10 protein-coding genes are annotated in these 12,067 nt (G+C 40.1%); 1 reads left to right on the plus strand and 9 read right to left on the minus strand.

Going from position 1 to position 12,067, the window contains the following annotated elements:
• Positions 1 to 13: 13 nt before the first annotated feature.
• Together EJP82_RS07105 and EJP82_RS07110 are read right to left on the minus strand one after the other, a co-directional pair.
• On the minus strand, positions 14 to 763 hold the full coding sequence (locus tag EJP82_RS07105; RefSeq protein WP_127191344.1) for a hypothetical protein: 750 nt from the start codon (positions 761 to 763) through the stop codon (positions 14 to 16).
• Positions 764 to 955: 192 nt separating this feature from the next.
• Positions 956 to 2,368: a helix-turn-helix domain-containing protein gene (locus EJP82_RS07110; protein ID WP_127191345.1), complete on the minus strand. Its 1,413-nt coding sequence runs from the start codon at positions 2,366 to 2,368 to the stop codon at positions 956 to 958.
• A 235-nt stretch (positions 2,369 to 2,603) separates the two neighbouring features.
• Here EJP82_RS07110 and EJP82_RS07115 point away from each other — a divergent pair, with 235 nt between their 5' ends.
• The gene (locus EJP82_RS07115) at positions 2,604 to 2,933 is read left to right on the plus strand and encodes a helix-turn-helix domain-containing protein (protein WP_127191346.1); all 330 of its coding nucleotides are present in this window, start codon (positions 2,604 to 2,606) and stop codon (positions 2,931 to 2,933) included.
• A gap of 59 nt (positions 2,934 to 2,992) precedes the next feature.
• Here the strand turns inward: EJP82_RS07115 and EJP82_RS07120 are convergent, their stop codons facing one another.
• The 7 genes from EJP82_RS07120 to EJP82_RS07150 all read right to left on the minus strand — a co-directional run bounded on the left by EJP82_RS07120 (position 2,993) and on the right by EJP82_RS07150 (position 11,858).
• Positions 2,993 to 4,087 carry an MBL fold metallo-hydrolase gene (locus EJP82_RS07120; protein WP_127191347.1) on the minus strand — a complete coding sequence of 365 codons (1,095 nt, stop codon included), beginning with the start codon at positions 4,085 to 4,087 and terminating at the stop codon, positions 2,993 to 2,995.
• A 243-nt stretch (positions 4,088 to 4,330) separates the two neighbouring features.
• Positions 4,331 to 6,247 (minus strand): beta-N-acetylhexosaminidase, encoded by a 1,917-nt coding sequence (locus EJP82_RS07125; protein ID WP_127191348.1) that lies wholly within the window; start codon positions 6,245 to 6,247, stop codon positions 4,331 to 4,333.
• 145 nt (positions 6,248 to 6,392) lie between these two features.
• Positions 6,393 to 6,773: a response regulator gene (locus tag EJP82_RS07130; protein WP_246054003.1), complete on the minus strand. Its 381-nt coding sequence runs from the start codon at positions 6,771 to 6,773 to the stop codon at positions 6,393 to 6,395.
• A 97-nt stretch (positions 6,774 to 6,870) separates the two neighbouring features.
• A complete protein-coding gene (gene nrdF, locus EJP82_RS07135) occupies positions 6,871 to 7,836 on the minus strand; it encodes a class 1b ribonucleoside-diphosphate reductase subunit beta (protein WP_127191350.1) in 966 nt (321 codons plus the stop codon).
• Between the two features lie 225 nt (positions 7,837 to 8,061).
• On the minus strand, positions 8,062 to 10,146 hold the full coding sequence (gene nrdE / locus EJP82_RS07140; RefSeq protein ID WP_127191351.1) for a class 1b ribonucleoside-diphosphate reductase subunit alpha: 2,085 nt from the start codon (positions 10,144 to 10,146) through the stop codon (positions 8,062 to 8,064).
• The gene (gene nrdI / locus EJP82_RS07145; protein WP_127191352.1) at positions 10,133 to 10,492 is read right to left on the minus strand and encodes a class Ib ribonucleoside-diphosphate reductase assembly flavoprotein NrdI; all 360 of its coding nucleotides are present in this window, start codon (positions 10,490 to 10,492) and stop codon (positions 10,133 to 10,135) included. The genes nrdE and nrdI overlap by 14 nt, the downstream gene beginning before the upstream one ends.
• A 529-nt stretch (positions 10,493 to 11,021) precedes the next feature.
• A complete protein-coding gene (locus EJP82_RS07150; protein ID WP_127191353.1) occupies positions 11,022 to 11,858 on the minus strand; it encodes a CPBP family intramembrane glutamic endopeptidase in 837 nt (278 codons plus the stop codon).
• Positions 11,859 to 12,067: the final 209 nt, after the last annotated feature.

The raw sequence follows: 12,067 nt of genomic DNA on the forward strand, positions 1-12,067 counted from the left end.
CTTCCCAGAAAAGTTAATACTCCACTATTTCTCTTTTTAGGTCTTCAACACTATTGATGTTCATTATATTCTCGGACTTTAAACCTAAAATCTTTATTTTCACCGCTGTAGTATCTGAATCACTTACTTTACCTGTCCCTCTTATGATGAAATCAACTTTCAACTGTGTATTTCTGATTTCCCTAATTACAAGTAATAACTCCTGTAACAACTCGTCTGAGAATTCATTAGTGTTAAGTTTTATATCCAACATATTGCTATAATCTGAGCTTATTGGAATAAAAGCCCCCTGCTCATCCTTATCTGAACTTACACCCTTCTCTAATGGAGTTGTAAGAAAATCAGTATCAATTCTTACCGTTTCTATATCATCTAGTTTAAAAAAAGTAGGGAACTTCGCTTGTAGTTCATCCATTTTTTTCTTACCCCAATAGATTTCACTATAGTTATCTTCTAATCTTTTTCCGCTGGCTTGATTCTGTTCGTCATAAAACCTTTGTTTTTCAACACGTATTATATTTTTGGCTCCATCATTAACGTTGTACACCTTAGCTGTATAGTAATCGAATTTAAAATTAAAGGAACTTCCCGATGCTACAACATCTAGATTATACTTTTTTTTCATATATTGAACTGCTTCTTTTTTAACTGCTGCATGTTCCCAGGGTAATCCATAAAATTCTGAACAGAAGTACGCCACTGCTAATACAAAGGGTATTAGTATTAATGGTATCACGATATACTTGAGTTTAAACTTTTTCATGTAATTCACTTCACATCCTTTGACATCAGATGTGTAAAATTATCCATTAAAAATGGTGAACTGTAAATAACCCCCTGATCAACTCTGAGGGAGAAAATAAAAAACGCCAAGCTCTAATCATGCTTGGAACGTTATAAAGACAAATTAATTCATCTATAGTTGAACAATACTAATATAATTGTGGGACACCGATCACAACGTCGACATTAGAAAATTCCAAAAAGACTCGAGAGACTCAGGTCGCTCCTCATGCGTATTATTCTGTACCCCTTTACATAGCAGATCATATACTTCTGTCTGTTCGAGGCTAGCATGCTCACGATATTTCTCAAACCAGGTCATACACAGAACCATAATACGATTATTTTTCATTTCAATGGCAACTTCTAGACTTAATAATATGTTCCTAATTCCTTCTTGATAATGGCCTCTTACGAAACAATACTCTGCATAATGATAGAAAAACTTACAAAACCGATGGCGGCTAAAAAATTTCTTGTAATAGCTATCAGAATTATCTATATCAACGAAATCAATAGATTTAATAGATTCAATAGAAAATAACTGTAGCGTCTGATCGATAGAATAATGATATTCATTTGCTGAGATCAACATCGTAATTAGACCCGCTACGATCTCTTGTGGATTCTCCCGAAGAAAGGAGGCGTATTCAGGTATAACTTCTTGATCACCCATCTTCACTTGAACACAAAGCATATTCCCACGAGCAAACAAACTTAATCGCTCCACTTCATTACGGCCTTCATCATTTAAACCCTCAAACCAACTCAAATCGACATAACCCGTAATACATCTCATGCATTCTTTGTACATTCCCTGATATTCATATGCAATCGATTTTAATAATAAGGCTCGTCCATAGTAATAAACCAAGGGATGGCGCAGAGAGTTTCTGAATTTCTTAGTGTTCTTAAGTTTACTTTGATATATGTCATAGGCTAATAGATGCATTTCCTCAGCATATTTCTCGACATCTTCCCATCTCTCCAACGCGGCAAAGTTCTCAGTGAGTAGCATTAAGCCATCCAACGCATATGCTTCTGGAAGACGTGCTCGAAAGGGAATAAATCGATGTGCCACATAAGGACTACCAAAGTTATGATATAGGACGATTTTAAATAGCCGATAATGACTAATGGCTAATCTCTCAAAATGACTACCTTTGTCAACATCTACAATGCTTTCAAATAATATAGTTGCTGAATTATGCTTGTCCTGGTCAAAAAATGATTCTGCTATCTCGAAAGTACCTTGTATGAATTTACTATTTTGCATAATAATATGAGATATCTTTCTCAAATCGTTATACAATTCTAATTCGTCGCACCGTAAAAAGAGGGGTCTTAGCCATTTCCATCCACGATTGCATGTCATGCAGTCTTCACAATATGATTCATATAATGTTCCCACTGGCATTTCCAACGCATCCGTAATACGGTCCAATTGTTCAATCGAAATCATCTTGTTACCATATACGATTCGCCTTAATGCTCCCCGCCCAATACCACAAGCATTTGAGAATATTTCAATTGACTGATGATTCTCATCCAGATACTTCTTGATGATTATTGAAATTCTGTTCATGTGTTTCAGACTACCCCCTCCTTCCACTTATAAAAGTATTAGTTCTCCCTATGAAGGTAATAATGACATCATAATTACTACACACCCTCTTTAGTATCATACATACAAATAAGGTAATTTGATACAACAAAGTAAGTTTATCATAGTTTAACACGGTTAACCAATAAGTTCAACTTAACCTTTTGTGCATGTAATCCCCTTCTATTGGTTGTTACAATTTATTGAGGTGATGCATATGGCTTTTGATTATTCGCTAATTGGCAAAAGGATTAAACTTGCTAGAGATAAACAAGGAATTACACAAGAAGTGCTGGCCGAGAAACTGGATGTCTCTAATGCCTACATAAGTAAGATTGAACGAGGGAAAACGCCTATTAACCTGGACAGGCTGTCTCAGTTGTGTGTCATTCTCGAAGAATCACCTGAATACATTCTAAGTGGAGCCAATAGTTCCACACGTGATTACCTGAGAAATGAAATTAATCTAATGCTTGAGGATTGCTCTCCAGACAAGATCAAATTGATCATGCAAGTGATCAAGCCCATTGTAGAATTTAAAGAGTAATAACTGAAAGAAACCTCCATATGAATATGGAGGTTTTTTATATTTTCAGTACACTATTCTTATTTCCACCAAGGCGAATCAGGATACATGTTTGCATGGACCCGCACCATCTCACCGATCCTGGGGGTGGAGATTTCAACGCCTTGATCTCTAGCTGCTAGCAGTACACGTTCAATCGGTTCTGTCCAATCATGAAATGCTAACGTAAATGTTCCCCAATGCATTGGAATCATGACCTTCCCTTGCACATCCAAATGCGCTTGAATGGCTTGTTCAGGATACATATGAGTCGTTGCCCAGCGTTCATCATATTGTCCACATTGCATAAGAGTAATATCAAACGGTCCATACTGCCGTCCAATTTGTTTGAAATGCGGACCATAACCACTATCCCCACTGAAATACAACTTCGTTTGCTTCCCCTTAATTACCCATGAACACCACAGCGTTGTGTTTGAATCGGACTTCCCTCTTCCCGAGGTGTGAATAGCAGGAGTGGCTGCCAATACGAGCCCCTTCATGTTCATTTCGTCCCACCAGTCATATTCCTTAATCTTATGTGGGTCAATGCCCCATCTTTCCAGATGGCTTCCCACACCTAGTGGAACACAGAAGAGTGTTACCTTATCTTTCAGCTTTTTAATTGAGATTTCATCTAAATGATCATAATGATCGTGAGATATGAGAACCACATCGATATGTGGAAATTGTTCAATTTCCATAGGGAGTTTTTCATTATATCGTTTACTGCCGAACAGTGGGATTGGAAAGGAGTATTTACCGAACATCGGATCTAGCAATATAGTTGTTCCATTCATAACTAATAAGAATGCAGAGTGACCAAACCATGTTAGGGTGGTTCCTTCAATGGGATTAACAAGCCGTTCGTTTATAGACTTGATTGGGATCTCATAATCAGGCCTTAATCTAGGTTGTTTTGAGACCTTTCCCCATAAAACAGCGAACACACCTTTTATACTTTTACTCGTATCTACGGGAGTTTGATTTACGAACTTTCCATTCCGAAAGTTTTGAGATTTATGAAATGTCTTTGCTTTCTCTGGCGAAGGCTTTCTACCAAGAAATGAGCAGAATTTTATAATCATTATCGCTATGACTACCATCCCAATCAGAACCATTAAAATCCATTTCATCTTCAGAAATCCCCCCCTTCAACCATTAGCAATAGCTATGCAAAGAAACACAGAACTGCTATGTTCGAGTTTCACTCTTTTTCTCTAAACAGTTTAGTATCTCTTATCAGCTTAACCCTGCATTCTATAAAATAAACGTGATAAAAGAGCAAAGCCATGTAATTAACCACAGCAAAAAAAAACACCTCTAGTATCGTGCTTAACGATACCATAAGGTGCCTTTTCATATTAAAGGTTACTCATTTAAAAAGGATTCATAACGTGGAAGAAGACATTTGGTGACGCCATCCGATAATAGAAACTACACCAGCCGATTCCACGATTGTTGAATCGATTAGATGAGCTATATATAAGACGCTCTTGCTCCAATTCTTCTATACTTTCAATGCGACCTTCCACATAATCGAGAAGACGCATCGATGCTGTATCAAGCCGGTTAATTACACCACCATAGCGAATATCAATTACTTCCCAACCAAATGCCTTGAACATCCCGAGCCATTGTGTACGATGAGCAGCACGAAGAGCTTTAACCGCATCCGAAATTTGAGGTAACACCTCTGTAGCTATTCGTCTTAGCGACTCCACATCCTTAGCATCATAAGCCCGTTTCAGTTCAATACCGATCTCACTCTTGAGCTTAAGTACACCGCAGAGCTTCTCAGGCACCTCGAACAAGTAATCCAGTTCTGCAACAGGTACACGTGTATTCTTGATAGTTTGCTCCAATTGCTGATAATGAGCATTCAATTCAAGACCTTCGATTTGCTTATCAAACATACCGAGTAACACATCTTGGTACAGTAGGAATTTGGATGGATTACTTTGTTTCCTGTTATTCGGCTCCTGACCTGGTGTTTCGTCCAGATCTTTGAACTTCAAGAATGCATCAGCAGACGTGCCTGTACAGAACTTTACGCGCTCCGCCAATTGCTCCCAATTCGGTTTGCCTTCCGTATAGGCATGCTCCGCATAGAGTTGTAAACCTAGAAGCGCTGCGAAGGGGTTACTTTCCATCCCATCGTCGCCCCACATTGTCGCATAAACCTCGCGAATCCCTTCCTTCTTACACACGGTAAGCGCTGTGTCAGTGGCATTAAGCGATAAGCCGTAATTAACACCGAAGGTATTGAACACCCAAACCGCACCGGCGAACACTAAATTGCAGCCGAGTGGACGATGCTTTGCAATCAACTTCTCATAATCATCAGCATCCGTATGGGAGTAATCCCAATACACCATATCGATATCCTTCGGAATGCGCTTCGCCATTTCCTCTGGGATTTGCTCGTTCGTATTGTATTGATCCGTCCCATCGGCTGAAGCAAGCTTCATGAACATATCGCTCCACATCATCGGCTTTAAGCCGCGGCGGCGGGTAATTTCAAGTACCTTTTCTAAATGGCCTGTCATAATATCAAAGCGGCTCTGATAACCGTTTCGGTCCAGATACTTACCACGACCCAGCTCCTCTGCCTCATCCATGCCCACATGAATCTTGCGGCTGCGGAATGGAGCGCTTGCGGAATCGATCATCTTCTCAACTAAATGCTCTACCTTGTCATCCCCAACGAGGAGCGCCCCTTTGGTATCCTTATAAAACCCTACAGGCTCCCATTTCAAGAACTCTTCCAAATGAGCGAGGGTCTGAATACTTGGAAACGCCTCGATACCAAATTTATCCGCATAATCATCAATTGCTTGTAGCTCGGCTTGTGAATAACGACCTCGCATATATCCGAAGTATGGTTCTCCGCTAATCTCATAAGTATCTTCCAAATACAACATAACGGTGTTTAGGCCCATTAACGCCATTTTACGCAGCATAAACTTGAAGCTATCCAGCGTTAATACAGCATTTCTTGATAAGTCGAACATCGGTCCGATGGTGTCAAACTGCTGCTGTTCCCGAATGTTGAACGATTCACCACTGCTACCATGCTGTACTAGAAGTCCGAGGCCACGGAAGAAATGATGTCTTTGTCCATAACGTATGTATGCTTGTCCTTGCTCTTGTTCAAGTCCTACATCAAGTTCCCCATCAGAAGGTTCGACACGAACAATAATGCCATCTTCCGCTTCCGTGAACTTAAGTTCCTCTGACAGCGCCCGAATACCGGGCAATAATGTAGTTAAATCCCCTTCAAAATGTAATTTCATCCTTGATTCCTCCTGGGTTTCGCACAATAACCCTATTATACTTCGAATGAAGAGGTCTTTTAAGATGATTAATCAACGAAATTTGATAAAAAACAAGACACACGGCTATCGCCAGTGTGCCTCCTATATGTCTTTTTCAATCTATCTAGATTACTACTGCATCCATATGCAATAAATCACGAACTGCATCCTTCACTTCATATATGTCAAAAGGCTTAGCGAATTCCATAGTTGGTTCAAACTGATTGGTCCGTTGAACCAGTTCCAACTCTTTATACGCCGTAATAACCACAACAATTGTCTTTCTCTCTCTTTGTCCAATCATGTCTATCAGCTCTAGTCCACTTAAACCTGGCATCTTCATGTCCAGAAGCACTAAATCTGGAGCTTCCTGATCCAGCAACTGAAGGGCCTGCTCGCCGTTGCAAGCTTCGAATGTCTCATAATCTTCCGAGCGAAACATCTCTTCTAACAATTTCCGAATGGCGTACTGATCATCCACAATCAATAACTTCTTTTTTAACACGAGCATCTTCCCTTTCGCCCTTTTTAGAACTCGTCTATCTCTATCTCAGAGACGTGAACAATTATGACTAGAGGGTATTGCCTTTATACATGTACTTTTAAAAATCAAACTTGAAATCTTCATCCGTCAGCGAGTCCACATGCAATGCACGTACGTAACCATTGCCTTTCTTAGAGAAAAAGTCATGTTGTTTCGTACGCGTGTTAATTCCGTTAAACACAATTGGATTCACTTCTTCTTCCTCAAACAAAGGCTCAAAGCCCAAGTTCATCATCGCTTTGTTGGCGTTGTAGCGTACGAAAGCCTTCACTTCATCAACCAAACCGATCGATGAATAGATTTCCTCCGTATACTTTTCTTCATTTACATGCAGATATTGGACCATTTCTTCCAGCTTCGAATACAGTTCACGCTGCTCTTCAGGCTCTAGCTCGTTATAAATCTCTTGAGCTAGCAATCCAACATATACACCGTGGATGCTCTCATCGCGAAGAATCAAATCAATCACTTCACCACTACATGTCATCTTACCCTGACCTGCTAGATAAAGCGGGTAGAAGAACCCACTATAGAATAAGTAGCTCTCCAACAATACCGAAGCCGCCATCGCCAAATACAAATCTTTGGGTGAATTGATGCCATTATAGTACTTGGATACCGTCTGTGCTTTACGTTGCAAGATCGGGTTCTCTTCAACCCAGCGAAATACTTGATCAATATCTTCTGTTGACGCTAGTGTCGTAAAAATACTGCTATAGGATTTAGCGTGAATTTGCTCCATCATCGCCATAAATCCCAGCACCGCTTTACGTTGTAAGCCGTCTACATGCTCCAGAATTTTGGGCATCCCTACGCCACCCTGTACTGTGTCGAGCAATGTTAACCCGCCAAGCACCTTCATATAGCAATCTCTTTCCACATCACTTAAAGTGATCCATGACATTTTGTCATCGGAAAGTGGAATTTCATCATCCGTCCAAAATTGTTGAATGTTCTGATACCAGAACATATTTGTAAAATCATCATCAGGCCGATTCCAATTGACGGCTTGGATTGCACTCATATTAAAAAGTCTCCCCTCACTTACTTCACTTATAAGTTGAACTATTGAATGTGATTAGGCTACAGAGCGAAATGTTCTTACGATCGCTGTTGTCCCCCGATTTCTCACTGAATTATTTTTTAAAGGTTGAAATCGAGGACAAAAGCGAACGCTCCGCTTCTTCAGAATCATTTCGCTCTATCCGCTGGATCACTTTCAGTAATCTAACTTATAGAGTTCATCACATTATACAGAGCAGCTAACACATTCCTCTACTGACAGGCGGTTCGTACGCGTGTAGTACAATGACTTCAAGCCTTTTCGTGCAGCATAGATATAATAACGAGCCAGTTCACGGGTTGTCACATCACTATTCACGTGAAGAACAGTGGAGACCCCTTGATCGATGTGTTGCTGAATTTCAGCGATTAAATCGAGTACTTTGAACTGATTCATCTGATAAGCCGATTTGTAATAAAAGAAATTATCCTGACTCATATACGGCATCGGATAGAACGTCGTGGAATTCGCGTACGTACGTGTCTCGATCTGCTCTACAATCGGCATGACACTTGAAGTCGCATTCTGCACATACGAGATACTTTGTGTTGGTGCGATTGCGAGCCGGTAGGCGTGATACAGGCCGTGCTTTTGCACATGATTCTTCAGTTCAGTCCATTGCTCTGGACCAGGAATATCAATTCCTTGGAACAATTCCTGTACTTTAGCCGTTACAGGGCGATAGTCGACTTCTTCATAACGCACAAAGTAAGAACCATCCGCATAATCAGACTGCTCAAATCCTGCGAACACAGCGCCAGTCTCTTTAGCGATTTCCATACTTTTCTCAAGTGAGTGATAGTTCATCATCATGAAGAAGGTACGAGCGAAATCTTTAGCTTCTGCACTCTCATATGAGATCTTGTTCTTCGCCAGGTATCCATGTAAGTTCATAGCACCAAGTCCCACAGAATGCATCTCACGGTTTGCCTTGGCTACGCCAGGAGCATTAGCGATGTTCGTCATATCACTAACTGCAGTGAGTGCGAGCATTCCCTCATGGACGGATTCGCGAATCTTTTTAAGCTCCATTACATTCACAATATTTAGGGAAGCTAGATTACAGCAGATGTCACGACGGATGATATCCTCTTGGCCATAATTGTTAATTTCCGAAGTTTCTTGGAGTTGGAAAATTTCCGTACATAGGTTGGACATTTTAATTGGGCCGATTTTTTTCAGCGCATGTCCCTTGTTGGCGTTACTCTTATTCATAATATAAGGATATCCAGATTCTAGCTGCACTGTAGCAATCTTGGTCAGCATATCACGTGCACTCATGATTGCTTTCTTGCGTACTCGCGGATCAGCCAATAACACATCATACATTTCGTCCAAATCCATATCATCCATATGAATGCCATAAGCTTTGTATACACTATATGGAGCGAATACATGCAGCGGTTCGTTGTTCTCCGCCAATTTATAGAACTTATCCGGAACAATGAGTCCGATGGATAATGTTTTTAGTCGTGTCTTCTCATCAGCGTTAATTTTCTTGCTATCTAGAAATTCTAGTAGATCCCAACCGAAGATATTGTAATAACCCGCTCCAGATCCTTTGCGCTGTCCCATCTGATCCGCATAGGAGAATGCATCCTCCATCAGCTTAAGTACAGGCATAATCCCCTTAGCTGCGTCCTCAACACCCTTGATACTTTCACCGCGTCCACGTAGTTTCGATAGATTGACTGCCACACCGCCACCAATCTTGGATAACTGTAGGCAGGTACCAATGATATAGTTGATAGAGTTAAGTGAATCATCCATTTCTAACAAGAAGCAGGATACCATCTCGCCTCTACGGCTCTTTCCTGCATTAAGGAACGTTGGTGTCGCTGGCTGAAGTCGTTGATCCATCATCGAAGCCGCAAGTATACGAACGGTATCGATATTCCCTCTTCCTAAATGTAGTGCCACAACCGCCACACGATCAGAATAATGCTCCAGATAACGAGTACGATCATTACTTCTCAGCGCGTAGTCTGTATAGAACTTCGAAGCCGCCATGTACGATTGGAATTGAAAGTTATAACTCCGTGTAAAAGCGAATATCTCCTCGACCTCAGACTCTGAATACCGCTCATACAAGTTTTCATAGTAATCATTATCAATCATGTATTTGATTTGTGTAGGAATATCAGCAAAAGTCATACTTTTGCGTCCTACCTCTTCCATAAACGCTTCGACAGCTTCTTTGTCCTTCTCCAATTGGAAAAACCCGGACGAGTCTCGCTGCATCAGCAGATTGTTCAGTTCAATATGACGCAACCCGGCTCACCTCGTTCTCAAAATATAGCGCATCGCGCTTTGTTCCCGCCATCTCAAATTTACTAATCACTGGCACGTGATAACGTTCAGATATTAGATCCGCGCTTCTAGCGAATTTATTTCCCCAGTTGCGATTTCCACTAGCAGCTACTCCGAGCATATGTTGATAGTTTCGCTCTAGAAAAGAAGTGACCTTCTCCGGCACTTGACCGAATCCCGTCGTATACGTAATCAGCACAAATGGTTCATCCACCGTCATGTGATCGTCTATTTGTAGCGTTGGTAAATTCAGCTTATTTATAAACCTTTTCACGTTTCCCGTCTTAGAATCGTAAGCGATTAACATTCTTCTATTCTCCTTCAATGACAGTTCTTGATTGTATATCATAATAATTATCACATCAATATGTAGTAGTGTATTAATTAATCTATAGCAATATATAGTACTTTGTCAATCCTAGCTATTTGCCCAAAACAGAGAGCAAATAGGCTAAACTCTATCGTTAATTGCTCGTTTTAGAAGGATATGCCCCAAAATAGCCTCTTTTAAACTTGCAAAAAAAAGACGCTTGGTATCCCTACCAAACGCCTTAAATGATCTATTTTTATTTATTGAGGCTCAATCCATAATCAAAGTTTGACTTCCTCAGACATTAATTCTAACGGAAGCAGTAGCCTTTATTTTGGGGTTTGACGGTCATTAAAAATTCTATCGGAACTGAAAGACCTTATTTCTTCGAAATGATGCTTAAAGGTATGAACAATGATGAATTAACGTCTGCTGGTTCCGTTAGAATCCAAAAACCTGGAATAAACCACATATAAGGTCGCTAAGTTCCGTTACAGCGATTCGCAATGGTCAAGCACTGGTGTTGTTATTGCTTTGATTTTCTTTTCAATAAGAATAATATAAGAAAAACAACTGAAATATAACCACATACCGCAATAATAGAAGCTTCTACGCCAAAGGCTCCACCGGTTAAAAAGAATGAATCTGAAGAAAGCTCATATGAGAAAATGGCATCCGCATTATACTCAGCATTAATATCTAGAATTCCACCTATCATCATAACATTCCAAATCCCATGCATAACGGCACTAGGCCAGATCGATCCACTTTGGTATACAATGAGTGAAAACATGATACCAACACTTGTTCCAGCAACAAACAGTAACAATAAATCAAGTATATTCATATTTGCACCGATAGCATGTACTAAACCAAAGATGACAGATGGGACAAGAATCGCTATAGGCTTTCCCCATCGACGTTCTAACGCACGCATGATTACACCTCTAAATACCATCTCCTCGACAACTCCAGCACCTAAACCAACAACAAATAAAGCAATAACAACAACATTCGAAATTTGTCCTACAGTCAAATGATTGTTTACTAAATTCCCTGGCGTACTTAATAATATTGCCGAAACGCCTACAGGTAATATTATTGCACATGCTATCCAATAAGGATTAACTTTAGGTTTGGTGATACGGCAGTCAGCCATAGTCGTATGTAACACTTTGTTGCATAATAGTTTTATTAAAAGATATGTAAATGATACATATAAGCAGCTAAATATCGCATTTGCAATCCCTTCTGGCAAAGGTAGCAACTTCACTAATCCACTTGTTCCTTGTGCAAAAACAAGAATTGCAATCCCTAGAAATATAGCAAGTATTGCTTTCCATGTTGATAAACCTTTTTGCATTATAAAAACACTCACTCTCTTCTATGTAATAAATACAAATTGATAAAGTACTGTATATGTCCCTCCCCTGCTAGCTTCTGTGAACTGTTATAATAATAACGATATTGGCGGAGCCATGGAATGGACCTAAGTCAATTTATTAACTGGACTTTGGTCGAGTCTACTCATAGTCAGTTGCCCATTATGAAGCAACGGTCATCCTGTTCAGG

The sequence above is a fragment of the Paenibacillus anaericanus genome, from assembly GCF_003994475.1.
In the GTDB taxonomy this organism is placed as follows: Bacteria; Bacillota; Bacilli; order Paenibacillales; family Paenibacillaceae; genus Fontibacillus; species Fontibacillus anaericanus.

Coding starts and splice junctions, on each gene's coding strand:
- EJP82_RS07105 (WP_127191344.1), bottom strand. CDS start 763: ATGAAAAAGTTTAAACTCAAGTATATCGTGATACCATTAATACTAATA.
- EJP82_RS07150 (WP_127191353.1), bottom strand. CDS start 11,858: ATGCAAAAAGGTTTATCAACATGGAAAGCAATACTTGCTATATTTCTA.
- EJP82_RS07115 (WP_127191346.1), top strand. CDS start 2,604: ATGGCTTTTGATTATTCGCTAATTGGCAAAAGGATTAAACTTGCTAGA.
- EJP82_RS07125 (WP_127191348.1), bottom strand. CDS start 6,247: ATGAAATTACATTTTGAAGGGGATTTAACTACATTATTGCCCGGTATT.
- EJP82_RS07120 (WP_127191347.1), bottom strand. CDS start 4,087: ATGAAATGGATTTTAATGGTTCTGATTGGGATGGTAGTCATAGCGATA.
- nrdI (WP_127191352.1), bottom strand. CDS start 10,492: ATGTTAATCGCTTACGATTCTAAGACGGGAAACGTGAAAAGGTTTATA.
- EJP82_RS07110 (WP_127191345.1), bottom strand. CDS start 2,368: ATGAACAGAATTTCAATAATCATCAAGAAGTATCTGGATGAGAATCAT.
- nrdF (WP_127191350.1), bottom strand. CDS start 7,836: ATGAGTGCAATCCAAGCCGTCAATTGGAATCGGCCTGATGATGATTTT.